Here is a 23,934-nt window from a genome sequence, read left to right as displayed (position 1 = left end):
TATGAGCATTCCCATGAACCGCATCGGCGTTGATATCGGCGGCACATTCACTGACGTTGCACTTTCGCACACGGGCGGCTTGTCCACCTGCAAAGTACTGACGAATTATGCGCAGCCGGAGCAAGCCATTCTCGATGGCATCGGAATTGCCGCGGAAAAGGCTGGGCTGGCGCTTTCGGAAATTGGCCAGGTGATCCACGGTACCACGCTGGTGACCAACGCCCTGATCGAACGGCGCGGGGCGAAGCTGGCATTCATCACCACCGAAGGCTTCCGCGATGTCATCGAAATGCGCTCGGAAAACCGGTTCGAACAATACGATCTGAACCTGACTCTGCCCAAACCTCTGGTGCCGCGCGAACATCGTTTCACGCTGAATGAACGCATGGGGCCAAGCGGCGAGGTGTTGATGCCGCTGGACGCGGCCGAGGTCGACCGGATGGTACAGACCGTACTGGCCGGGGATTTCGAGGCCGTGGCAATCGGCCTGATGCATTCCTATGCCAACGACGCCCACGAAAAACAGATGGCCGACGCGCTGCGGACCGCAGCACCTGATCTGTCGATTTCGATCTCTTCAGTCATTTCGCCCCAGATGCGCGAATTGCCGCGCTTCAATACGGTAATTGCAAACGCCTATGTGCAGCCGCAGGTGGCCGACTACCTTGGCCGTCTGGTGGACCGGCTGAAAGACGCGGGCGTGGATGCGCCGGTGTTTATGCTGCATTCCGGCGGCGGGCTGATCTCGGTCGATGTGGCGGCGGAACAACCCGTCCGGCTGCTCGAATCCGGCCCGGCAGGCGGAGCCATTTTCGCGGCCGATTTCGCGCGCGGGCATGGGCTGGACTCTGTGCTGTCGTTTGACATGGGTGGCACCACCGCCAAGATCTGCCTAATCGAGGACGGCGAACCCAAGACCGCCAACACCTTCGAGGTTGCCCGCACCTACCGGTTCAAGAAGGGCTCGGGCATGACGGTGTCGACCCCGGTTGTCGAAATGGTCGAAATCGGTGCCGGAGGTGGGTCGATCGCCTCAATTGACTCGCTGGGACGCATTCAGGTCGGACCGCGTTCGGCGGCCTCAGAACCCGGCCCGGCGTGCTACGGCCGTGGCGGCGAAGAGCCGACCGTGACCGATGCCAACCTGCTGCTGGGGCGCCTTGATCCCGACAATTTTGCGGGTGGTGCAATTCCATTGACGACAGAGGCGTCGGAAACCGCCGTTACGGCAAAACTGGCCTCGCACCTCGACATGAGCGCGTCCGATGCGGCCTTTGGTGTCACCGAGATGGTTGACGAGAACATGGCCAATGCCGCGCGGGTGCATACTGTCGAGAACGGACGTGACATCGAACATTTCACCATGATCGGCTTTGGTGGCGGCGCGCCGCTGCATGCTTGCAGGTTGTGTGAGAAGCTGGGCATCAAGGAGTTGATCATCCCGCCGGGTGCCGGGGTCGGATCGGCCATTGGCTTTCTGAAAGCACCGTTCAGCTACGAGGCAACGCGGGGCCTGTTCCAGCGGCTCGAAGGGTTTGACGCGAGCGCGGTGAACGCCGCACTGGTTGAGCTTGAAGAGGAGGCGACAGCCTTTGTCAGTGCCGGTGCCGGGGAGGCCGAAACAACAACCCGTCTGACGGCGTTCATGCGCTATTCCGGGCAAGGTTGGGAGATTCCCGTTGTGCTGCCATACCAGACGTTTGCAGACAGCGACCGGATCAAAATCCTGACCGCCTTCGAGGCTGCATATCGCACCCTCTTTGGCCGGGTGATCGAGGGGCTCGGCATCGAGATCACCAATTGGTCGCTTGTCGTGGCGTCGGTTCTTCCCGACACCGCCCCGGTCACACGTCATGCCAGCGGCGCGGCGGTTACACCGAACCGCACACGTCAGTTCTTTGACGCCGCGCTTCGGAAACCGGTCGATGCAAGGGAAGTCGAGCGCAGTAACATGACGCCGGGCCAGTCCGTGGACGGCCCCGCCGTCATTGTCGAAAACGAAACCACAACCATCGTCACATCGGCCTACCGGGCCGTCGGCCAGGGCGACGGAAGCCTACGCCTTATCCGTAAGGGAGAAGCCTCATGAGCCCCACAGCAATTGACTACCAGATCATGTGGAACCGCCTGATCGCGGTGGTCGAGGAGCAGGCAACAACGCTGATCCGAACCGCGTTTTCCACCTCGGTGCGCGAGGCAGGCGACCTGTCCGCCGGGTTGTTCGACCGGCAGGGACGGATGATGGCGCAGGCCGTCACCGGCACCCCCGGCCATGTGAATGCCATGGCCGAAAGCGTCACCCATTTTGTGCGCGAAATCGGGCCGCAGAACATCTTTGAAGGCGATGTATTCATCACCAACGATCCCTGGCTGGGCACTGGCCATCTGCACGACATAACCGTCGTCTCGCCCGCCTTCCGCGGCGGCCAGCATATTGGGTTCTTCGCCTGCACGGCGCATGTGGTCGATATCGGCGGGCGTGGTTTCGGCCCCGATGGCAACGAGGTTTTCGAGGAGGGCCTGCTGATCCCGATCATGAAGTTCGCCGAGCGCGGCGAAGTTGCCCGCGACTTGATCCGTCTTGTGCGGGCCAACGTGCGGGAGCCTGATCAGGTGGTCGGCGACATGTATTCGCTGGCGGCCTGCAACGAGGCCGGCGACCGGCGTTTGCAGGTGATGATGAGTGAGTTCGGGATTGCCGACCTTGATGGCCTGTCGGATTTCATCATCGAAACCAGCCGCAAGGCGACACACGAGGCCATCGCGAAAGTTCCGGATGGCACCTTCTGCCACACCATGCAGGTGGACGGCTATGACGATCCGGTAACAATGGTGGTCAGGCTCGACGTTGAGGGCGACAGGCTCCGTGCTGATTTCGACGGAACGTCGGGCATGAGCCGGTTTGGCGTCAACGTGCCCGAAGTCTATACTCGCGCCTACGCCTGCTACGGTCTGAAATGCGCGGTTGCGCCTCAGGTGCCCAACAACACCGGTTCTCTGGAACCGTTCGAGATCACCGCTCCCGAGGGCTGTATCCTCGCGGCGAAGCGTCCGGCGCCGGTCTCAGTGCGCCACGTTCTGGGACACCTTGTGCCGGATGTGGTGCTGGGCGCATTGCATCAGGCACTGCCGAATACCGTTCCTGCGGAAGGCGCAAGTGCGCTGTGGAACATCCAGATTTCCGCCCGCGCCAGCGACCCCGACAGCGGGTTGCCGAACCGCGAGGTGCTGATGTTCAACTCCGGCGGCACCGGCGCTCGGCCTGAATTTGATGGCCTGTCGGCGACGGCGTTCCCGTCCGGCGTCTCCACCATGAGCGTCGAAGCTACCGAGCACGTCGGCCCGATCACCGTCTGGCGCAAGGACCTGCGTGAAGGCTCGGGCGGGGCCGGCGCCTTGCGCGGCGGTCTGGGCCAGACCATCGAGATCGAACCGCGCGAAGGCTATGACTTCTTCTTCAACGCCATGTTCGACCGGGTCGAAAACCCCGCACGCGGCCGCGACGGAGGCGCTGCCGGTGCAGCCGGTCGTGTGGAACTGGCCGACGGGACCAAGCTGCGCAGCAAGGGCCGCCAACTGGTCAGGAACGGCCAGCGCCTGAAACTGAGCTTGCCCGGCGGTGGCGGATACGGTGCGCCCGGCGACCGCGACCGCGACGACCTCGACAATGACCTCCGCGCCGGGCTGATCACGCCTGAACAAGCGAAACAAGATTACGGATTTGGGGAATAACACCATGACACAGAAACCACTCGCGCTAATCACCGGCGCGGCCCAGGGCATCGGCTATGCCTGCGCCGAAGCTCTGGCCGAAGATGGCTATGACGTCATCCTGTCCGACATCAACGCCGAAGGCGTGGCCGCCGCCGGCACGACGCTCGGTGCCAAAGCCGCGATTGCCTGCGATATGGGCGACGTCGCACAGATCGAGGCGATGTTCGCGCAAATCGCGGCCGATCACGGCCCGCTGCATGCGCTGGTCAACAATGCAGGCGTCGCCATGCCCGGTGACTTTCTCACATACAAGCTGGAAAGCTTCGAGCGGGTGATCGACATCAATCTGCGCGGCGTCTTTGTCGCGACGCAACTGGCGGCCCGTGTGATGGTCGAAAACAAGATCGAAGGCGCCATCGTCAACATGTCCTCGATCAATGCACAGGTCGCGATCCCCGCGATCCCGGCCTACTGCGCCTCCAAGGGCGGCGTGATGCAGCTGACCAAGGTGGCGGCACTGGCGCTGGCCAAGAACAACATTCGCGTGAACGCAGTCGGCCCCGGTTCCATCGACACCGAAATGATGGCGGGGGTAAATGCCAATGCCGAGGCATTCAAGGCCGCCATGTCGCGCACCCCAATTGGACGCGCTGGCGAGGCGCGCGAGATCGGCGACGTAGTGGCATTCCTGTGCTCGAAAAAGGCCAGCTATATCACCGGCGAGACCATCTATGTCGACGGCGGCCGTCTAGGCCTCAATTATACCTGCTGAGGTTACAAAAAATGTCCCGATACGCTGAAACATACGCCCGTTGGCAAGACGACCCGGTTGGGTTTTGGCAGCAGGCCGCGGAACAGATCGACTGGTTCACGCCCGCCACATCTGCCTTTAACCCCGACAGCGGTGTCTATGGCCGCTGGTTCGACGGGGCGACCTGCAACACCTGCTACAACTGCGTCGACCGGCATGTTCTGGCGGGGCACGGTGACCGTCTAGCGGTTATCTACGATAGTCCGGTCACCGGGCAGGTTGCGCGCTACACATTCGGCGAGCTTCAGGATCAGGTCAGCGCGCTGGCGGCCGTTCTGCGCGGTCTGGGGGTGGTCAAAGGCGACCGGGTGGTGATCTACATGCCGATGGTTCCGCAGGCGGTTTTCGCCATGCTTGCCTGCGCGCGGCTTGGCGCGATCCACTCCGTCGTTTTCGGCGGCTTCGCCCCGCTGGAACTGGCGACGCGGATCGACGATGCCGCGCCCAAGGTGGTGATTTCGGCGTCCTGCGGGATCGAACCGGGGCGGGTGATCGCCTACAAACCGCTGCTGGACGAGGCCATCGAACTGGCTGAAAACAAGCCCGATCATTGCGTGATCCTGCAACGTGACACCCAGACCTGCGATCTGACAGCCGGGCGCGATGTGGACTATGCGCATTCCGTCGAGGCCGCTCTGGCAAAGGGTGAAGGAACCGAATGCGTGCCGGTCGATGCGACCGATCCGCTTTATATCCTCTACACCTCCGGTACCACTGGCCAGCCCAAGGGCGTCGTGCGCGACAACGGCGGGCATATGGTGGCGTTGAAATGGACAATGGAGCATCACTACGGCGTCAAACCCGGAGAGGTCTTCTGGGCGGCCTCGGATGTGGGCTGGGTCGTGGGTCATTCCTATATCTGCTACGGGCCGCTGTTGCACGGAGCGGCGACGGTTGTCTTTGAGGGCAAGCCGGTCGGCACGCCCGATGCAGGCACGTTCTGGCGCGTCATTCAGGATCACGGGGTCGCGGCGCTCTTCACCGCGCCAACGGCGTTTCGCGCCATTAAGAAAGAGGACCCGAAGGGCAGCCAGATCGCGGAATATGACCTTAGCAAATTCCGCACGCTGTTTCTGGCCGGCGAACGCTCGGACCCGGCGACAATCGAATGGGCGCAAGACAAATTGGACCGCCCGGTGATCGACCACTGGTGGCAGACCGAAACCGGTTGGGCGATGTCGGGCAACCCGGTGGGGCTGGGCGCCTTTCCGGTCAAGCTGGGCTCTCCGGGCAAGCCGATGCCGGGCTATGACATTCAGGTGCTGGACGACGAGGGCAATGCGGTGCCTCCGGGCACGCTGGGCAACATTGTGTGCAAGCTGCCCTTGCCGCCCTCGGGCTTTTCGACGTTGTGGAACGCACCGGAGCGGTTCATTTCGTCCTATATGGCCGAATATCCGGGCTACTACGCGACTTCGGATGCCGGGATGATCGATGAGGACGGCTATGTCTTCATCATGGCCCGCACTGACGACATCATCAATGTTGCCGGGCACCGCCTGTCGACCGGCGCGATGGAAGAGGTGATCGGGAGCCATCCGGACATTGCCGAATGTGCTGTCGTGGGCAAGGCGGACGCGCTCAAGGGGCAGATGCCGCTGGGGCTGTTCGTGACCAACAACGGCGCCAATCGCGATGAGAGCGAGCTGGAACGCGAGTTGGTGCAACTGGTCCGTGCCAAAATTGGAGCTGTTGCCGCATTCAAACACGCGATCGAGGTCAAACGTCTGCCCAAGACCCGCTCCGGCAAGGTGCTACGGGGTACAGTGCAGAAAATTGCCGATGGCGCGCGTTTCAAAATGCCCGCTGCAATCGACGATCCGGCCATTCTTGAAGAGATTTCCACCGCGCTTAAGGCTCGCAACATGATCGGACGACCCGCATGATCGGACGCATTCACACCGGCGACAGGATGAGCAAGATCGTCAAGCACAACGGCACGATCTATCTTTGTGGTCAGGTCGGGGCGGGCGAAAGCGTAACCGAACAGACCGAAGATTGCCTGTCGCGGGTCGATGCGCTGTTGGACGAGGCCGGTTCCGACCGCACCCACATCCTGCAAGCCATCATCTGGCTGTCCGACATGGCGTATTTTGCCGAGATGAACGCCGTCTGGGATGCCTGGGTGCCGTCGGGCCACGCCCCGGCCCGCGCCTGCGGCGAGGCAAGGCTGGCCCGCGATACGCTCAAGGTCGAGATCATCGTCACCGCCGCTGAAAAGCATGGCAACTGAAGGAGAATCCCAATGACCGCAGCAGTCGAGATGCGAAACGTCAACAAATTCTATGGTGAATACCACGCCCTGAAGGACGTGAACCTTTCGGTCGCCAAAGGTGAGAAAATCGTTGTCTGCGGACCGTCGGGCTCTGGCAAATCCACGATGATCCGCACGATCAACCAATTGGAAGAACACCAGTCCGGTGAGATCCTGATCAACGGCGAACCCATCAACGCTGACGCGCCCAACATCGAGGAAATGCGCCGCGAGGTCGGCATGTGCTTCCAGCATTTCAATCTCTTTCCGCACCTGAGCATTCTGGAAAACTGCACTTTGGCCCCGATGCTGGCCCGCAAGACACCGCAGGCGGAAGCGGAAGAGATGGCCATGCAGTTCCTCAACAAGGTGCAGATCGGCAACCAGGCGCAAAAGTACCCCGGGCAGCTTTCCGGCGGCCAGCAACAGCGTGTGGCGATTGCCCGCGCGCTCTGTATGAAGCCCGAGATCCTGTTGTTTGACGAACCAACCTCTGCGCTTGACCCGGAAATGATCGGCGAGGTGCTGGACGTGATGGTCACGCTGGCCGAAGAAGGCATGACGATGATCTGCGTCACCCATGAGATGGGGTTTGCCCGCAAGGTCGCGGACCGCGTCCTGTTCATGGATGCCGGTGAAATCATCGAAGAAGCCGATCCTGAGACGTTCTTTACCGCGCCCAAGAGCGAGCGGACCCGGACGTTCCTGGAACAGGTCCTCACGCACTAGACACGCAAGACCCCGGATGTGCCAGACGGATGCCCGGGCAAAGGAATGCACATGACCTATCCCATTGACCTGTCGATCAAGCCTGACGTCTCGGCGCATTTCGATCCGGACTCCAACACGATCAGCTATATCGTGAAGGACCCGGCATCCGATCATTGCGCCATCGTCGACAGCGTCATGGATCTTGACTACGCAGCAGGGCGTATCACCTATGATCACGCCGATGCCATGATCTCAGAGATCGAGCGGCGCGGCCTGACGCTCGACTGGATTATCGAGACGCATGTTCACGCAGATCACTTGAGTGCCGCGCCCTATATTCAGCAGAGACTGGGCGGCAGGATCGGCGTCGGCGACAAGATCATTATGGTTCAGGAGACATTCGGAAAAGTCTTCAACGAAGGTACTGAGTTCCAGCGCGATGGCAGCCAATTCGACGCCCTGTTCAAGGATGGCGACACCTACGGCGTCGGCGAAATGCAGGTCTTTGCGATGTACACGCCCGGCCATACCCCCGCCTGCATGGTGCATGTGATGGGTAACGCGGCATTTGTCGGCGACACTTTGTTCATGCCTGACGGCGGCTCGGCCCGGGCCGATTTTCCGGGCGGGGATGCCGGTGCGCTTTACGACAGTATTCAGAAAGTGCTGGCCTTGCCGGACGAACTGCGGCTGTTCATGTGCCACGATTACGGCCCGGCTGGCCGCGATATCGCGTGGGAAACCACCGTGGCCGACCAAAAGGCGCACAACATCCATGTGGGCGGCAGCAAGACCCGCGAAGATTTCGTGCGTTTCCGTAGCGAACGGGATGCGCAACTTGGCATGCCGAGGCTTATTATTCCCTCGCTCCAGGTGAACATGCGCGCGGGCGAAGTGCCGGCGGACGCGGATGGAAACCCGATGCTCAAGGTGCCCCTGAACCGCCTTTGACACCAGCGGACCCCGCAAATCAATTACGACATTCGCACCACGCATGGGCGTCGTTTCGCGCCGCGCTGTGCCCCTCAGCAAGGCTTTCGACAATGCAAGTCATTTCGCGATATTTTCCGATCCTTGACTGGGGCCGTAGATACGACCGAGGCGCGCTTTCGGACGATCTGATCGCGGCGGTCATCGTGACGATCATGCTGATCCCGCAATCCTTGGCCTACGCGCTTCTGGCCGGGATGCCGCCCGAGGCTGGTCTCTACGCCTCGATCGCGCCGATCATGCTTTATGCCGTTTTTGGCACCAGCCGGGCGCTGGCCGTCGGTCCTGTCGCGGTCGTGTCGCTGATGACGGCCGCCGCACTTGGCCAGATCGCCAATCAGGGGACGATGGGCTATGCCGCCGCGGCGCTGATACTTGCAGCTCTGTCCGGTGTCATTCTGCTGGTGATGGGGGTGTTTCGGCTGGGGTTCCTCGCAAATTTCCTGTCGCATCCAGTCATTGCCGGTTTCATCACTGCGTCCGCCATCATCATCGCCGTCAGCCAGCTGCGCCATATACTTGGCATCGGGGGCGGCGGACATACGCTGATCGAGTTGCTGCACAGCCTGTTTGCGAATCTTCGAGAGACAAATCCGATCACGCTTGTCGTCGGTGTTTCCGCAACCGCATACCTGTTCTGGGTACGCAAGGGGCTGAAGCCTGTATTGCGCAAGATGGGTCTTGGGCCACGATTGGCCGCCACGATTACCAAGGCTGGTCCCGTCACCGCCGTGGTCGCCACAACCCTCGCCGTCTGGGGGTTCGACCTGGCGGCGCGTGGTGTCGCCATCGTTGGCGAAGTTCCGCAAAGCCTGCCGCCGCTGACGCTGCCGGATGTCTCGCCTACACTGATCGGGCAGTTGCTTCTGCCCGCGTTGTTGATCTCCGTTATCGGCTTCGTGGAATCGATTTCGGTCGCTCAGACCCTGGCCGCGAAAAAGCGCGAGCGGATACGCCCGGATCAGGAACTGATCGGGCTCGGGGCGGCCAATTTAGGTGCTGCCTTTTCCGGTGGTTTTCCGGTTACCGGTGGATTCTCGCGGTCTGTCGTGAATTTCGACGCCGGGGCCCGGACCCCTGCTGCCGGTGCCTTTACGGCGATGGGACTTGCCATCGCGGCACTCGCCCTGACCCCGCTGATCCACTTTCTGCCCAAGGCCACGCTGGCCGCGACGATCATCGTCGCCGTTCTCAGCCTTGTCGACCTCGGAGTACTGTGTCGCGCCTGGAGGTATTCCAGGGCCGACTTCATCGCGATCGCCGCGACCATCGCAATCACGTTGGCTTTTGGCGTCGAACTCGGCGTGTCCAGCGGCGTCGCAATCTCGGTATTGCTCTATTTGTTCAAGATGTCCCGGCCGCACATTGCTGAGGTCGGACGGATCGCAGGGAGTGAACACTTCCGCAACATCCACCGTCACAAGGTCGAAACCGATCCCCGGGTCGTCACTCTGCGTGTGGACGAAAGCCTTTTCTTCGCCAATGCCCGGTTTCTCGAAGACTACATCCTCGACCGGGTGGCACGGGACAAGGCGGTGCGGCACGTCATTCTGCAATGCTCTGCTGTCAACGAGATTGATATGAGTGCGCTTCACTCGCTTGATGCAATCAACGCGCGATTGGGTGAGATGGAAACGAAAATGCACCTGTCAGAGGTCAAGGGACCGGTCATGGATCGCCTGGAAAGATCGCATTTTTTGGGTGAGCTTTCCGGGGACGTGTTTCTGTCCCAACATGCGGCGATCATGGAACTGACAATATCGCCTGATACCGACACCACAGAACATGTCGCCTGAGAACCATCCCTGATATCAGTCTCCATGCTCCGGTAATGAATGAACCGGGGCGTTACCAAAAGAATGTGTGTCCGCTCCCTGTTGATCCCGTTCGGGTCAGCGCTTCAGTGTCTGCAATGGTCAGTTCGTCGTGTTCGAAAATGAGCGTTTCGCTTGATGTTGGCAACAATTTCCCCGCAAGCGTGATGTGTTCGGGCATTGCACCGGAAGGCTGATCATGGCGGTGATTGCTGAACGTACAGCGGCGGGGTGTCATGCCACTTCTACCAAGATGCAACGTAAGGTCGTTTTTAGAATCGTCCATCGGCGTGGTATCGAATGGCTTGTGTGGTAGATCTTTCTGCTTTGTCACAAGGCTGCTGTTGCTGACGCAATCGAAAATTGGTGCTTTCTGCATTTGCCACTCTGCGTCTACAAATGTCAGGATTGCCCGCAACCTGGTCACACGATGCCAGTTTCATGCTGCGCCCACGACGAGCGGCAGCTTTTGGTCGCGGCAACGCGGCGGAAATCGTGGCCTGTTCTGGCGACAGGGATGGATTTGCAAAGATGCCGTAATGGGGCTCGTCGCGAAACTTCACCGTTGTGAATTGCCATCGGGAAGCTGTTGAGTTGTCGTTGCCTTGGCACGTCGGAAGCGTGTCACCGGGTTTTGCGGTTAGGCCCCCCCAAAAAAATTTCTTTGCGAAGAAAGGGCAACGACATGGATCTGTATATCGGCTTGGATGTTTCACTGGCAAGCACCGCGATCTGCGTGCTGTCATCTCATGGTCAGGTGATCAAGGAAACGACAGCGTCGAGCGAGCCGGAAGAGCTGGAAAGAGCATTGCGGTCGCTGTCCGGAACCGTTGCCGGTATCGGCTTGGAAGCTGGACCGTTGTCACAATGGCTTTATCGGCACCTCACCGAAGCTGGGTTCGATACAGTTTTGATGGAAACGCGACAGGTTAAGGGTGCGCTGAAGGCGATGCCGATCAAGACCGACAGGCGGGATGCCGAAGGGATCGCGCGACTGTTGCAAATGGGCTGGTTTCGACCCGTACACTGCAAATCGATTTCGGCGCAGGAAATGCGTGCGCTGCTGTCCTCACGCAAAGCAATCCTGCAAGCCATTGTTGACCTTGAACTGTCAATACGGGGCGTGCTGCGTAATTTTGGGCTGAAGATGGGACGCGTTGCCAAGGGACGCTTCGAAGAACGGGTGCGGGAACTGGCCGATGGCAATGCCATGCTGCAGGCCGCAGCAAACCCGGTGCTGAGCGCCCGCACTGCCCTGCGCACAGAGTTGGCAGGCTTGGAGAAGCTCGCGCGCGACCATGCCAAATCCGATCCTGTTTGCCGCCAGTTCATGACCATGCCCGGTGTGGGGCCGATTGTGGCGCTGACGGTCAAATCGGCCATCGACGATCCTGATCGCTTTCGATCCTCGAAGGATGTCGGTCCGTGGGTGGGCTTGACGCCACGACGCGAGCAATCCGGGGAACGCGACATCGTGGGCGCGATCTCCCGCGCAGGTGACGCGGGGCTGCGTACCGTGCTTTACCAGGCTGCAATGGTGATGTTGAACAAGGGCCGCCCCAGTTGGCTAACCGCATGGGCGTTGAATGTTGCCAAGCGGCGCGGGAAGAGGCGTGCAACTGTTGCTCTGGCGCGCCGCATCGGTGTGATCCTGCACCGCATGTGGCGAGATGGCACCGCGTTCCGCTTTACGCGAGCCGAGGCCGCCGCCGTATCGGGAGCGTAAGCGTCCAAGCTCCCCGATGACACGCAACCTGCAAGGAGGATGTTCGGGCTGCGCCTGGAAGCGAGGGCTCACCGAGGTCCCAACCGGGACGCGGTCCCCGAAAATGCCGTAAGCGCACTTGAGCCGGGCACTTGTTGCCCGAGCACGCTGCAAAGATGGGCACTCGGGAACTGCATTTGGACTAGGCATGATGTGGCAGCCACTGCGCTGACTACGGACGGAAGCATCATCCCGGCGTGGACCAACCTTAACGCAATCGCAAAAAGCGTGGCCCAGCAAGAAAGGGTAACCGGCCAGTGATCTGTCAAGCACCTCCCCGCCATTGCGGCAGGAGGTCATTTCATCATGCGGAAAGGTGCTTGACAGATCACGCCCCATTACGGAAGGGCGCTTCCAGCGCATGGCTGCCTCTGGTAGCTGCCCGCAGCTTTGGGAGCGGTGCGCCAAGGCGTTTGGATGGCCGCTTTCAGTGAGAGGGCTTGAAGATTTCGCACCGGCAGCAATATGGCCCGCGCCGCCGCGTCCATGTCCGCTCCGGGCTGGCTCGAGCCGATCACGGATAGCCAAGAACGCTGTTGCGGCGGGCAGCCTGGCGCTGCACCGCCACAAGGTGGCAGTGAGCCCGAAGCGGACCACAAAAAACTGTCTCGCACAATCTTAGCCACCAACGTTTTCAAGCCTGAGTTCCAAAACCGATGCGACGTTGGATGCGGGAACATTGACTTGATCGCGCGGATCCCAAAACGCCGGAAGTATGGATTCAAGAAGACTTGATCGTTATTCTCCCGAGTTAGGGAGAACAGTCGTGGAACGCCGACTTACCACCATTCTGAGCATTGATGTCGTCGGCTACTCGCGATTGATGGAGGGCGATGAGGCGGCCACCCTGTCCGCATTGAAAGCGCATCGATCACACCTGATCGACCCCGCTGCCGAAGCGTTCGGTGGTAAGACAATCAAGCTGATGGGCGACGGGGCGCTGATGGAATTTGCCAGCGCGGTCGCTGCGGTGTCATTCGCGGTAACTGTTCAGCGCGACATGCCCGGCCGCAATGCTGACGTGCAGGAAGACGGCCGCATTTTGTTTCGCATCGGCATCAATATCGGCGATGTGATCGCCGAAGACGGCGACATACTTGGTGACGGCGTCAACGTGGCAGCCCGGCTCGAAGGGCTGGCAGAACCGGGCGGCATTTGCATTCACCGAAGCGTGCGAGATCAGGTGCGCGACAAATTGGATCTGAATTTCGAGGATCTGGGTGAGATCGAAGTCAAGAATATCGTTCGGCCGGTTCGCGTTTTTCGCGTAATTCTTGACGAAACAGCCGAGGCGTTTGTTCCCGCGGCATTGGTGTCGCCGAAGCGGAGCCCCAAAACCAGGCGGCTCCAGATGCTCGTTGGTGTCGGGTGTTTGATGTTCGCCGTTTTTGCAGTCTGGTCGTGGCAGCATTGGGTGCCTCGGAAAGCAAATGTCGATCCTGAGGTACTGGCACATCCGATGCCGGCGAACCCCTCAATCGTTATCCTTCCATTTGAAAACCGGTCGGATGACCCGCAAATTGGCTACCTGGCGGAGGGCTTCAGCACCGCCATTACTACCCAACTGTCAAAATTTCCTCAGCTTTTCGTTATCGCGGACTCCACTGCAACCACCTTCGCGGATACCCCGGTAAGACCGAGGGATATCGGCCGCGAACTGGGTGTTAGGTATGTGCTGTCGGGCAGCGTTCACAAAAGCAGCGACATGCTTTCATTGAACGCCGCGCTCGTGGAAGCTGAAACAGAACATACGGCATGGTCAGACCTGTACGAATTTTCGGCTCCAGATGTGTTCGCTACCCAGGCAGATATCGTCCAGGAAATCACATCGACTTTGGAAATCGAAATCGAAAAGGAGGAAATTGCCGCGCTCAGGAAACGGCCGACAGATGTTTCCGAAGCTTACCAGCTGTTCCTAAGGGCCGTTGCAAAAAGCAAGCTTCTGAACACGGCAAGTCGTCAGGAAGCGATAGAGCTTCTGAAGCAGGCGATTGGTTTGGACCCCGAATATCTGGCTGCACATATTGAGCTGTCGGGACGTTACCTCAGCCTTTGGCGTTTCGGGGGTGTGGACGACCCGGAAAAGGTTCTTGCCAACGCTCGGCGTCACCTGTCCCTTGCACTGGAGCTCAATCAGACAGACTACCGGGTTCAACACCGGTTAGGGCAGGTTCACCTGTTTGCCGACCACGATCACCAACTTGCCTACAGTGCTTATCAGCGCGCGCTGCAAAGCAATCCGAACGACCCGGAAGTGCTGTATGATATGGGCTTCTTGCGTTCCCTGATGGGCGAACCCGCAGAAGCGCTCGACTGGAACAACAAAGCAAAGCGGGTCAATCCGCGGTATCCGGGATGGTATAACTTCAATGCAGCGCTATCCCACCTTTTTCTTAAGGATTACGAACAGGCTCTTCTCCTGGCCAAGGCCGGGACCTCGACATATCCGAAATCGCTGCCTCCCCGCCGAATATTAGTCGCTACGTTTGCTGAAATGGGGCGCCTGGAAGAGGCTCAGGACGAAGCGAAAAAGCTGCTTGAAATTCGTCCCGATTTCCGGATTTCCACCCACAGAAACACTCCGTTTCTGCACCAGGCGGACGAAGACCGGTACTTTGACGCGATGGAAGCCGGCGGATTACCTAAATAATTTGCTCGGGTCCGAAACGTTGATTCCCTATTTGCCGGTTATTTTGGCACTGGAAGTCGGCTTGGTCCCGCACCGCTGACGTTCGAAGGTGGTCGGCGGCTGCACCTGCGGCGAAGGACAGCTCTTCTTATTGCGCCTGCGGCAAGGATCGCCCGCAAAGATCGCAAGATCTGTCGGCTTTGCTAAGGTCACTTACTGCGCTTTGCTGCCGCTGGTGTGACCCGCAGCATCATTTGAGGCAGCTTGGCCTGCTGAGGGTCCGCTTCCGGGAAATTAACCAAGGGCTGTCGCGCCGGCAGCATCTTTGGCGCGACAGCCCTTGTCTACGGCAGCTTTGGGTTGAGCCTGCATGCTGCAAGTGGGAAGCAGCAAGCCCAAGGCTTTCTTTTCTCAACACGCCTGTGAGACGCCGTTTCAGACTGCTAACCGCTTAACAATTCGTCGACTTCCCTGGCGACTTTGTCTGCAGCCTTGGCCAGGTAACTTGCATCGAGATGCGCGTATCGTTCGGTGCTGTCCGGTGATCGGTGGCCGAGCAGCTTGCCAGTCATGTACAGGGTTTCTCCCGACATAATTGCGTGGGAGGCGTAGGTGTGGCGGAGATCGTGCAGCCGGATTCCGTCGGGCAATCCAGCCAGGTGTTTGAAGGTTTGCCATGCGTGGTCGATTGATATGCGATGCGGCTGCTTAGTCCGCTGAGCAGGGAACACGTAGCTGGACCGGCGCTGTTTGCGCAGCCGGCTAAGGTACTGGATAGCGGCATCGCTTAGATTAACCTCGCGAGGGCCCGTCTTGGTGCGCCGGAGGGCAAGCTTGTCTTTCCGGACCTCATCCCACTTCAACCGCAGGATCTCGCCGGAGCGGCAGCCCGTCAGCAGCATCAGCCAAATCGCGTCCGCAGCGTCCCGCTGTCTGGCGGTTGCCGAGTCCAGCACGGCCGCCAGCCGCCGGAGCTGGCCGCTGCTCAGCATGCGCCCGCGCGCCAGGCGCCGGTTGAACCGCAAAGGCGCTGCTGGATTGGGCAAGTCCGCCGGAAGATGGCCTGCTTCCTGGCCCCAATTCAGAATTGTCGTGAAGTGCCCAAGTGCCTGGTTGGCACCACCCGGCCTCGAACGGGAATAGGCATAGAACCATTCGGCGATGTCGGGTGTTGTGATCCGCGCAATTTTACTCCGGCCAAAAGCGGGCAGTAGCTGCGTATCCAGATAGCAGCCCAGCGAGGAAAGCGTGGAATTGGCATAGATCCCGCGCTTGGCATCCAGGAAGGCGGTGCAGAGTGCCGAGAAGGTGAGCGTGTTGCGCTGGAGCGGGGCCGGGGCGCGCTGGCTGTTACCCATGTGCCCGTGGAAGGCTTCGCGTGCCGTATCGAGATCCATGTCCTCAAAACGGCCCAGGGTGACGCGCCGGGTCTTGCCGGCGTCCCGTTTCCAGCAGACCCAGGACTTGGCGCCGCCGGGCTGGACACGCAGGGCCAGGCCGTCGCACTGGGCATCATGAAGCACGTATTCCATTTTTCGCGGCCTGAGAGATGACAAGATCAGAGGGGTGAGGAGGGTTACGGTTTTCATGCTTGCGCTCTCCGGCCCCGGTTCGCCGAGCGCCAAGCCAGGAGCCCTTTGCGGAACGTTGCTGGATCGATCCCGTTTCCATCGCAGAAGGCGTTGATGGAGAGCCGCGAATTGCAGAAGCGCTGGTAGAGCGAACTGTCCCGGACGCGGCCCGAAGCGGGAACCTTGACGATTTTCTCCAAGTGCGTGCCGACCCGCTGGCTCGCGGCTTTGATGGTGCGATCTTCGAGATGGGCATAGCCTTCGGTGGTTGCGAGATCGGAGTGGCCCAGCAGCCCGCCGATCACGCGCAGATCCAGCCCGGCATTGATGCCCACCGATGCAAAGCTGTGGCGCAGATCATGCAGGCGGGCCCCGTCGAGTTTTGCGCTCTGTCGGAGCTTGCGCCAGACCCTGTCAATCCGGTGGTCTGGCATTGGGTCCTTGCCCTCACCGAACACGTACAGGTTGCTGCGCGGAAAGGAGGCGAGAACCCGTTTTGCAGGGCGCCCGAGCCAGATTGCGCGCGGTCCGGACTTAGCATCTGGCAGAGCACAGCGCGGACCATCGATCATGTCCCAGCGGAGGGCGAGGGCTTCCCCTTTGCGGCAGCCGGTGAGGGCGAGAAAGCGGAAGCAGCCTGCCTCACGCGGGTGGGTTTCCTCTAGCCGCCGCAATGCAGTTCCCAGACACGCCCATTGTGCCTCGGAGAAATAGGTGGCCTTGAAGCTTGTCTTGCGGCGCCTCAGCCCCTTGCAAGGGTTGCTGCCGGGCGGCTGCAGGCCAAGCAGTTCCGCGTGGCGCATCATGCCGGACAAAACGGCAAGTGCGCGGTTGCCGCTGGCGGCACTTCCGGGCAGACCGTCTTTCCAGGAAACCAAATCTGCCCGGGTCACCTGATTGAGCCGCTTGCTGCCCAGATAGGGGATGATGAGGTGCTTGACGTCATGTGTGTTGGCGCGATGCGTGGCCAGTTTCCAGCTCGGGGCGAGATCCTTGAGGTAGCGGCGGCTGAAGGCGGTCACAGTTGGTGAGGCGTCCGGAGCGGCCCCCGCTGTTACACCGTCGAGCAGCGTGCGAGCCAGCTCGCGGGCCTGGGGCAGGGGGATCGCATCGGCCCGCCCGAGTGTCTGCTTCCGGGTCCTGCCATCGGCCCGCCACTGCACGATCCAGGAGCTAGTGGTGCCACGCTGCCGGAGGCCCAGCTTGGGAACCTCAGTGTCCCAATGAACGGTCTCTGACCGTTGGGAAGCGGGACGGGTACTGGCGGTGTTCAGAGCGGATTTTCGCATGGCTGTTTTCCTTCTCTGCTTCAGGAAAAATTCCACGCAGTTTCCCGGGAAGCGGCCAGGAAAAGCGGGGAAGCAGCATAATTCAGGAAGGAAAACCGCCGCCGCGGCCCGTTCCGCAGGCGGGAAAGCCAGTCAGTTGAATGGCTTACCGGCTGCCTTGGAACGCCGGTTTCGGCCCGGGGGCCTCAGATTTGTACCACACCTCACGCAGCAAAGCTGCAATCAGCGCAAAGCGCTGATTTAATTTCCAAAATTGGCATTTTGTCAATTGGGGGGTGGCAGCACCTTGTGACGCCCTATTTTCAAGGGCCGAAATTGCCTCTGGCCCAGCTGTGGCCCGGCTCTGGCCCAGCGTGGCCCAGGCTGCGGGCCAGCTCCGGCCCGGCAAAATCGGGGGAGTCCGTGCCTCGTTCATCGCTCGATCTCCACCTCTGCCTCGCGCTCCAAGCCGTCGCCGCCCAGCTGCATATCGCGCCGGATCGCATCCTGGAATGCGGCCTCCTGACTGGCAAGGTTTGCGTGCTCTTTTTCCAGGACTAGGCTGGTGTCACGCCGCAACGCCTCCACCGCTTCGGTAGCAAATGCGAGGAGCTGTTGCTGGCTGGTGTCGGACTTCGACATAAGGGAGGCGATGAGCAAACGGATCATCTGCATCTCTTTCATTACTGAAAACCGCAGCGCCGAGAGGAGTTCTCCCTGTTCCTCGATCCGGCTTTCCAGACCCTGCAGATGTTCGGGGCAGAGAGCTTGACCAGCGCTGTCCTTAACGTCTCTGACGGCCCTTTCCTGAAGGTCCAAAATAGCCTGGTCCAGAGCCTCTTGCCGGTTGTCAGTGCTGCCTTCAATCAGGGCGCTGGCAACTGGGCCAAGCCGGACACGAAGGTTCTGTGGCTGTGTCTCGCTCATCGTTCAATTTCCTTATCTCGCTGCAGGAGGATTTCTGCCTGCTTTTCAACTTCTTTAATTTTCTCGTCGAAGAGACCGGGCAGGGTAGGGGTCTCCGGCTCTTTGTCCTTGGTTTCTTTTTCCTTCACTGCCTCAGGCTTCTCTTGTGGTTCTTCGCGGGCTTTCGCCTCCTCCGGCTGCAGGGAGCGTGCGCCTGCGAGGCGGCCATCCAGCCAGGCATCAAGAGCGGTCTGGCGGATGCCGGTCTCCTTCTCGATGGTCTTGGAAAGCCTTTCCGGATCCTCTGTCAGCAGCATTGCTTCATCGCGCGCCCGGCTGATTTCAACGTAGAAACTCTTCTGGGTTGCGAGCCGTTCGGTGGAGCGCATAGCCACAATTACGCGATCCACAGACTCCCCCTGAACCGCGTGCGCGGTGGCGGCGTAGTCGTGTTCCAGGCCACGGGCGGCGAGGCTGTCAGCAGGAATGGTGATGCGCGATCCTTCCTGCGTCTCGGCCTCAATGACTCCCCCCTTTGTTGATTTGATTTCAGCCCGCAAACCGTTCTTGATGCCGTTTTCCGGGTCTGTGATCCGGAACCGCACCTGGTCGCCTTCAGCCATGCCACGGGCCTCGCGCTCATAGGCCACGAGTGCCTTTCCAAGCTCCCGCTGATTGAATTTCGCAGCCAGAGGCAGGGTGGTCCGGGCACCGGTTTCCTCATGCTCAACGGTCAGCTTATTGCCCCTGTGATCGACTTCCTGGACCACATAGAGACCGTTCTTTTTCAGGCCGTGTTCCTTGCTTGTCGCCACGGACATGACGACATCGCCGGGGGCGTAGCTGCGGGCGTCAGCAAGCATTGCCTCGGTGAGCTGGCGGTTCAGCAGGCCGTTCACTTTAACCTCATCGGAGGCAATGCGGCCTTCCTGCCGGAGGCCTTCGCGCACTGCCTCATTGATTTCCGCGCGGGCCGCGTTGGTGAGGGTGAGGATCCGGGTGCCCTGCCGCTCGGCCGGGGTGAGAGCGAGGAACCTTTCTGCAGCTTCCTGGCGGGGATCATCGACCTTCAGCACATTGTCCTCCAGCCGACCAAAGGCCGATGTGATTTCTCCACGGATCGAATGGTAGACCGCTGCCTTCAGATCATCGTTCCGCTGGCGGCGGATCTCATCCATGACCGCGGTGCGCATGCCTGCTTTCTGCATCTGTGCGAAGGGCTGACCGGCGGCAACCGCATCAAGCTGCTGGACATCCCCTACAAAGACGACACGAGGGGCGCCGGTGCGCTCCGCGTAGTCCATGAAGCTGCGCATGTCCTGGGCGGACACCATCGAGGCTTCATCGACAACCAGGATGGTCTTGCTGTTGTCCACGTCCTGCGGGTGGTGGCGCTCGGCCGTGACCACCTTTGCCAAGGTCTCGGCGCTCCCCAGAACCTTGGTCAGCTCATTCACCGCCTGGTGGCTCGGAGCATAACCCTTGACCTCATACCCGTTCTGACCAGCATAGTGTGTCATACGGGTTAGTGCTTCCTTTGTGCTTTCCAGCATGAAGGTCTTACCGGTACCTGCATAGCCCTGGATTCCGACGTAGCGGCCTTTACCGGTCAGGGAGGTTTCGATGGATGCGCGCTGGCCGTCGGTCAAGGAACGGACAACGCTCAGTCTTCGGGCCAAAAGGCTGTCTCCGGTGCGCCCTTGTTCTGATGGGAGTTCGAGGCCGCCGGTCTTCTCCGCCTTTCGCCAAGTGGCCAGAATAGAGCGTTCCAGATCTACAGATGCCTTGTCGGTCAAAATCTGACCGTCCTCACCGCTTTCAAACAGCCGGCCTGCCTTGATCTGTCGGCTGATTTCCGCGTCCACTGCCCTGAAGTCAGAGCGGTAAGCGAAGTGCATTGCCGCCACCGTGAGATCTGGCCTGCTGTAGGCGGATTCCCGTTCGCTGATGTGCTCGACGGCGCGGTTTACGGCCTGCCTGGGGTCAGTCTCCACGCGTGCCACGGCTGCAGCACTGGACAGCATGGCCTTGGCCTTCTCGAACACCCCGGACGGCTGGCTGGGCTCTGCGAGGGGGGCGATCGGGCGCTGCTGATCGAGTGGCACCACAGGCTGCGGGGCGGCTTGACCCATCCTGCCACGGTCCAGCTGATCTCGGCCAAGACCGGCCGCGAGTGCGTCCGCACGCCAGGTTTCCCGTAGCGCATCCCGGTCCAGATTTTTGTGTTTGGCTGCCCGGGTGGCTAATGCCGCTTTGCTCGCTGTTTCCGGCGAAACATCCATTCCCTTATTGTCGATTGCATTCAGAATTTCCTGCCGCCGCTTTGAAAAGGCTTCGGTCACCTCCTGAGAAATTCCGGAGATATTCACTTCTCCAAATCTCCCGCGTTCCGTGGCAATGCCCAGGTCGGCCATCCGGTTCTCAAAGTCGGAGCGGTAGATTTCCGTGATCAGTTTTTGGTTCTTGTATACAGCTTCATTCCGAATTGCTGAATATCCGCCGTTTTCGTTTTTCACCATATTGGCAATGACGGCGTGGCTGTGCAAATTGGGATCAAGCGCGCGGGAAGTGTCGTGACGGTAAATCCCGGCAATAATGCCTTCCCCGTTTTTCGTGACGATTTCCCCGTCTTGCTGGAAGCGCGTTTTAATAAACCGTTCCTCCACCACTATCATAGCCGCGCGCACCGCGGCGTCATGGGCTTCAATAATGCGCTTGTCCCCAATCACCAGAGCGGCAACTGAGGCCGATTTGGACGCGGAAAAGGTGAGGTCGAGGCCGGGCCGGTGCTGGCGCTCGCCGTCCACGTAGCGGCCCATCAGCTTTCCGTCAGGTGCTTCACCATCGAGCAGCTGCGCAAAGTGCCTGTCATCGACATAGCCGGTCAGACCGTTTTCTTCCGCCGCCTTGCCGAACCAGGTCGCGGCCCTTTCGCCTTCCTCGGTTCCTGCTTTGTAATATCCTTCCTGCTTGTAGTAGCCGCTGGCCGCTGCCCCGGCCGAGACGTTTGAAATCGACATCATGTCAGGACTCCTCCGCGAAGGCAGTTTCAAGGTTCAGAAAGGCTGTTGCGGCATCGCCCGCAGGTTCCGCTTGAGGGCGATCCGGCCGTTTCGGTGTTCTCCTGTCAGGCTGAATCTGCCCAACTGAAGGATGGGCGCGCACAGAGAGTGGCAGGGCAGGGCTGAAGGTTTCGGCCGTCGCGTCTCCGTCCGCAGGCTTTTCTGCTACTTGAGCCGGATCCTCTGGCGCAGGCTCTTTCGCTGGCGCGGCGGCTGCAGACTCCTGGTCATCCTGTGCCGGCGTGGTGCCGGGGTAGGGGAGCGCGGCAGTTTCGCGGGCCTTGGCCCTGCCGTTGCCTGCGAAGCCCGCATAAGGGTCAGGCGGAGCGATCTCTTTCACATCGCGGCCGCGCACCCGGGCGGTGGCAAAGTGCTGCCAGTACCAGTCCCGTTCTGAGATCTTGGCGGGATCCTCGATCTTCGCTGCGCCTTCGGGGCGTACACGGTCCAGGAACCGGAAAAACTCCGCTTTCTGTTCTTCGGGTTTCAGGGCGGCGAAACCCTCTTCCGCGGTCTCACCCTCTTCAATCTCGACATTTAACGCGGCAACCTGCATTCCGCCGGAGTCAAAGCCGTTGCCTTTGTAGGGGATGAACTTTTCCGCAGTGGCCGTTGTCGGCACAGGTTCAAAACGCACCCTGGCGGTCGGGGCGTCATAGGCCGGACGGAAATAAGCTACGAATTGGGGCAGGGATTGGATCTCTGCCGGGGTGACAATCGCGCGCTGGGTACGGCGGCCGACAATGCCCACGCCGTCGCGGGTGTCATGCGCGCCCAACGTGATGTTTTCCTGCTGCTCGATCACATCCTCTTCGCCAAGAGACCGGGAGGAGCGCTGCGCGGTATTGTAATCGGGCGTGTTGAAGACAACCCGGTTGTTCAAAACGCCGGAAATCGTCTCCGCGGCCTTGTCGCCGTAGATATCTTCCAGCTGGGAAAACACCTGGTAGGCGACGACAAAGGCGCCGCCGAACTGCCGGATCTCCGCAAGGCTCTTGGGAAGGAAGGGCATCTTGTTGAGGGTCGGCACCTCATCCAGGAAGAACCAGACCTTGGGGTCGCGGCTTTCCTCGGTTGTCATCAGCGCGTTGGCTGCCACCTCAAAGACAGTCGAGATGATGTTGCGTGTCGCGGCCGACTTTTCCGCATCGCCGGTCAGGAACACAAAGCCGGGCCGGTCATTCACAACCCAATCGCGGATCGAGAATGGTTCGGCGTCATCGCGCAGATATTCCAGAAACCGCAGCTCGGTGATCATGTTGGCGCGGATCGAGCCGGAGGTTTTCGCAACATGCTCCCCGAAGAAGTGAGCGCCCGGTGTCGAAGCCACCAGCTTGCCCAGCTCCTCGGAAGGTATGTTCATGATAGCCTTGCGAAGATCTGCGTTGGTGGTCTTTCCGGCCTTTGCCAGCTCGCGGGCGGTGTACTGGAAGACCAGCCGGGCGGATTGCGTCCAGAAACTATCCATGGCGCCTTGCTGATCCGGGATCATCACCTCGGCGATCTGCGCGAAGCCCTCCAGTGAAGCCACCTCATTGAAAGGCGACCAGCCCACGGAGCGTTCATCGAAGGGGTTGAGGATGATGTCTTTTTCCGGGTCGTAGTGGTCGCGGAGCAGGCCGCCCATCTTGTCATAGATGATGGCCCTGCCGTCAGCGGCCCGGATGGTGTTCAGCAGCTCGTGCATGAGGTTCGACTTGCCGGTGCCGACGGTGCCGGTGATGCCGATCTGCGCCTCTACAGCATTGGGCGGAAACTCGATCCCGGCCAGGGTGTAGCGGGGGCCTTTCTTGGTGCCCTTTCCAAAGCGTTTCTCATATTCGCGCCATTTCCGCTTTGACCAGGCTTTCAGTTCCTTGGCCGTTACCAGGCGTGCACCCCGGATATGTTCTTCCTCTTTCAGCGACCGGCCGACCATGGCGAAGACCGCGAAGGTGAAGGCGAACGCCACGGCGGCGGGCAGAAGAGAGAAGTAGAGGTAGCGCCAGGCATTGGCAGTGTAGAGGTTATAGGTCGCGCGCATGCCGCGGTCTGCATAGATCTGTCCAGCAGTACGCTTCACGCGCCTGCCGTCGAGATCCACATAGTTGAGTTCGCGGAGTTCGGTGCCCCGCTGTTCAACGTTGAATTCCGCGATCCAGTAGATACCGGTGAGGCGCACCTTATCTATTTCGTAGTTCTGAGCGACCAGGACCAGAAACGTGATGGTGAACGCTGCAGCAGCTACCGAGGTGCTGTACTTGAACACCTGAGTTGCCATGCGGGTCCAGTGTTGTGTCGTCTGGCCGCCTCTGACAAGCTGGGTATGTCCTTTGTTGCGCATGACGAATCCCTCGTTCCTTTTGCAACGCGAGCAGTCCGACAACAGCTCGGGATACCCGCGGCACTTCGCTAGTTGTTGTTTCCGAACGGCAATAGCCGGGGTGCCGCGGCCCGGAT

Annotated in this window: 16 protein-coding genes; 10 read left to right on the top strand and 6 right to left on the bottom strand. The window is 60.3% G+C overall.

The features are described from left to right. Position 1: 1 nt before the first annotated feature. From AQUI_RS0100650 to AQUI_RS26605, 8 genes are all read left to right on the top strand, one after another. Positions 2 to 2,089: a hydantoinase/oxoprolinase family protein gene (locus AQUI_RS0100650; protein WP_027255822.1), complete on the top strand. Its 2,088-nt coding sequence runs from the start codon at positions 2 to 4 to the stop codon at positions 2,087 to 2,089. Continuing rightward, on the top strand, positions 2,086 to 3,732 hold the full coding sequence (locus tag AQUI_RS0100645) for a hydantoinase B/oxoprolinase family protein (protein ID WP_027255821.1): 1,647 nt from the start codon (positions 2,086 to 2,088) through the stop codon (positions 3,730 to 3,732). The genes AQUI_RS0100650 and AQUI_RS0100645 overlap by 4 nt, the downstream gene beginning before the upstream one ends. A gap of 4 nt (positions 3,733 to 3,736) precedes the next feature. Continuing rightward, positions 3,737 to 4,486 carry an SDR family NAD(P)-dependent oxidoreductase gene (locus tag AQUI_RS0100640; RefSeq protein ID WP_027255820.1) on the top strand — a complete coding sequence of 250 codons (750 nt, stop codon included), beginning with the start codon at positions 3,737 to 3,739 and terminating at the stop codon, positions 4,484 to 4,486. Between the two features lie 11 nt (positions 4,487 to 4,497). Further along, entirely contained in the window at positions 4,498 to 6,411 is a 1,914-nt protein-coding gene (locus tag AQUI_RS0100635) for a propionyl-CoA synthetase (protein WP_027255819.1), read from the top strand. Beyond that, positions 6,408 to 6,758: a RidA family protein gene (locus AQUI_RS0100630; RefSeq protein WP_027255818.1), complete on the top strand. Its 351-nt coding sequence runs from the start codon at positions 6,408 to 6,410 to the stop codon at positions 6,756 to 6,758. Before AQUI_RS0100635 ends, AQUI_RS0100630 begins: the two co-directional genes overlap by 4 nt. 12 nt (positions 6,759 to 6,770) lie before the next feature. Then, complete coding sequence (locus AQUI_RS0100625; RefSeq protein WP_027255817.1) at positions 6,771 to 7,508, top strand: amino acid ABC transporter ATP-binding protein; 738 nt, start codon at positions 6,771 to 6,773, stop codon at positions 7,506 to 7,508. Positions 7,509 to 7,559: 51 nt separating this feature from the next. Next, complete coding sequence (locus AQUI_RS0100620) at positions 7,560 to 8,441, top strand: MBL fold metallo-hydrolase (protein WP_035919464.1); 882 nt, start codon at positions 7,560 to 7,562, stop codon at positions 8,439 to 8,441. A gap of 92 nt (positions 8,442 to 8,533) precedes the next feature. Beyond that, complete coding sequence (locus AQUI_RS26605) at positions 8,534 to 10,276, top strand: SulP family inorganic anion transporter (protein WP_035919405.1); 1,743 nt, start codon at positions 8,534 to 8,536, stop codon at positions 10,274 to 10,276. Positions 10,277 to 10,328: 52 nt separating this feature from the next. Here AQUI_RS26605 and AQUI_RS30480 read toward each other — a convergent pair whose 3' ends face one another. Further along, positions 10,329 to 10,673 carry a hypothetical protein gene (locus AQUI_RS30480; protein ID WP_156916730.1) on the bottom strand — a complete coding sequence of 115 codons (345 nt, stop codon included), beginning with the start codon at positions 10,671 to 10,673 and terminating at the stop codon, positions 10,329 to 10,331. 306 nt (positions 10,674 to 10,979) lie between these two features. On the opposite strand from AQUI_RS30480, the gene AQUI_RS0100610 reads away from it, so the two are divergent. Both AQUI_RS0100610 and AQUI_RS26600 read left to right on the top strand, forming a co-directional pair. Next, entirely contained in the window at positions 10,980 to 12,020 is a 1,041-nt protein-coding gene (locus tag AQUI_RS0100610; protein WP_027255815.1) for an IS110 family RNA-guided transposase, read from the top strand. A gap of 805 nt (positions 12,021 to 12,825) precedes the next feature. After that, positions 12,826 to 14,709 carry a tetratricopeptide repeat protein gene (locus AQUI_RS26600; RefSeq protein ID WP_051371713.1) on the top strand — a complete coding sequence of 628 codons (1,884 nt, stop codon included), beginning with the start codon at positions 12,826 to 12,828 and terminating at the stop codon, positions 14,707 to 14,709. Positions 14,710 to 15,131: 422 nt separating this feature from the next. Here AQUI_RS26600 and AQUI_RS0100595 read toward each other — a convergent pair whose 3' ends face one another. From AQUI_RS0100595 to AQUI_RS26595, 5 genes are all read right to left on the bottom strand, one after another. Then, positions 15,132 to 16,277 (bottom strand): site-specific integrase, encoded by a 1,146-nt coding sequence (locus tag AQUI_RS0100595; RefSeq protein ID WP_084294163.1) that lies wholly within the window; start codon positions 16,275 to 16,277, stop codon positions 15,132 to 15,134. After that, complete coding sequence (locus AQUI_RS0100590; protein ID WP_027255812.1) at positions 16,274 to 17,548, bottom strand: tyrosine-type recombinase/integrase; 1,275 nt, start codon at positions 17,546 to 17,548, stop codon at positions 16,274 to 16,276. Before AQUI_RS0100590 ends, AQUI_RS0100595 begins: the two co-directional genes overlap by 4 nt. 411 nt (positions 17,549 to 17,959) lie before the next feature. After that, positions 17,960 to 18,454: a hypothetical protein gene (locus AQUI_RS0100585; RefSeq protein ID WP_027255811.1), complete on the bottom strand. Its 495-nt coding sequence runs from the start codon at positions 18,452 to 18,454 to the stop codon at positions 17,960 to 17,962. After that, on the bottom strand, positions 18,451 to 21,456 hold the full coding sequence (gene mobF, locus AQUI_RS0100580; protein WP_027255810.1) for a MobF family relaxase: 3,006 nt from the start codon (positions 21,454 to 21,456) through the stop codon (positions 18,451 to 18,453). Before mobF ends, AQUI_RS0100585 begins: the two co-directional genes overlap by 4 nt. Before the next feature lies 1 nt (position 21,457). Then, positions 21,458 to 23,818, bottom strand: a complete 2,361-nt coding sequence (locus AQUI_RS26595; protein ID WP_245596809.1) for a type IV secretion system DNA-binding domain-containing protein — start codon at positions 23,816 to 23,818, stop codon at positions 21,458 to 21,460. Between the last annotated feature and the right edge of the window lie 116 nt (positions 23,819 to 23,934).

Source organism: Leisingera aquimarina DSM 24565, from assembly GCF_000473165.1.
Lineage (GTDB): Bacteria > Pseudomonadota > Alphaproteobacteria > Rhodobacterales > Rhodobacteraceae > Leisingera > Leisingera aquimarina.
Note: the sequence above shows the minus strand (reverse complement) of the source record. Positions and strands in the feature narration are given on the sequence as shown.

What these genes read in the sequence shown, in the direction of transcription:
- AQUI_RS0100610 (WP_027255815.1), top strand. Translation starts at nt 10,980, where the DNA reads ATGGATCTGTATATCGGCTTGGATGTTTCACTGGCAAGCACCGCGATC.
- AQUI_RS30480 (WP_156916730.1), bottom strand. Translation starts at nt 10,673, where the DNA reads ATGCAGAAAGCACCAATTTTCGATTGCGTCAGCAACAGCAGCCTTGTG.
- AQUI_RS0100640 (WP_027255820.1), top strand. Translation starts at nt 3,737, where the DNA reads ATGACACAGAAACCACTCGCGCTAATCACCGGCGCGGCCCAGGGCATC.
- AQUI_RS0100645 (WP_027255821.1), top strand. Translation starts at nt 2,086, where the DNA reads ATGAGCCCCACAGCAATTGACTACCAGATCATGTGGAACCGCCTGATC.
- AQUI_RS0100590 (WP_027255812.1), bottom strand. Translation starts at nt 17,548, where the DNA reads ATGCGAAAATCCGCTCTGAACACCGCCAGTACCCGTCCCGCTTCCCAA.
- AQUI_RS26595 (WP_245596809.1), bottom strand. Translation starts at nt 23,818, where the DNA reads ATGCGCAACAAAGGACATACCCAGCTTGTCAGAGGCGGCCAGACGACA.
- AQUI_RS0100595 (WP_084294163.1), bottom strand. Translation starts at nt 16,277, where the DNA reads ATGAAAACCGTAACCCTCCTCACCCCTCTGATCTTGTCATCTCTCAGG.
- AQUI_RS0100630 (WP_027255818.1), top strand. Translation starts at nt 6,408, where the DNA reads ATGATCGGACGCATTCACACCGGCGACAGGATGAGCAAGATCGTCAAG.
- AQUI_RS0100585 (WP_027255811.1), bottom strand. Translation starts at nt 18,454, where the DNA reads ATGAGCGAGACACAGCCACAGAACCTTCGTGTCCGGCTTGGCCCAGTT.
- AQUI_RS0100625 (WP_027255817.1), top strand. Translation starts at nt 6,771, where the DNA reads ATGACCGCAGCAGTCGAGATGCGAAACGTCAACAAATTCTATGGTGAA.
- AQUI_RS0100635 (WP_027255819.1), top strand. Translation starts at nt 4,498, where the DNA reads ATGTCCCGATACGCTGAAACATACGCCCGTTGGCAAGACGACCCGGTT.
- mobF (WP_027255810.1), bottom strand. Translation starts at nt 21,456, where the DNA reads ATGATGTCGATTTCAAACGTCTCGGCCGGGGCAGCGGCCAGCGGCTAC.
- AQUI_RS0100620 (WP_035919464.1), top strand. Translation starts at nt 7,560, where the DNA reads ATGACCTATCCCATTGACCTGTCGATCAAGCCTGACGTCTCGGCGCAT.
- AQUI_RS26605 (WP_035919405.1), top strand. Translation starts at nt 8,534, where the DNA reads ATGCAAGTCATTTCGCGATATTTTCCGATCCTTGACTGGGGCCGTAGA.
- AQUI_RS0100650 (WP_027255822.1), top strand. Translation starts at nt 2, where the DNA reads ATGAGCATTCCCATGAACCGCATCGGCGTTGATATCGGCGGCACATTC.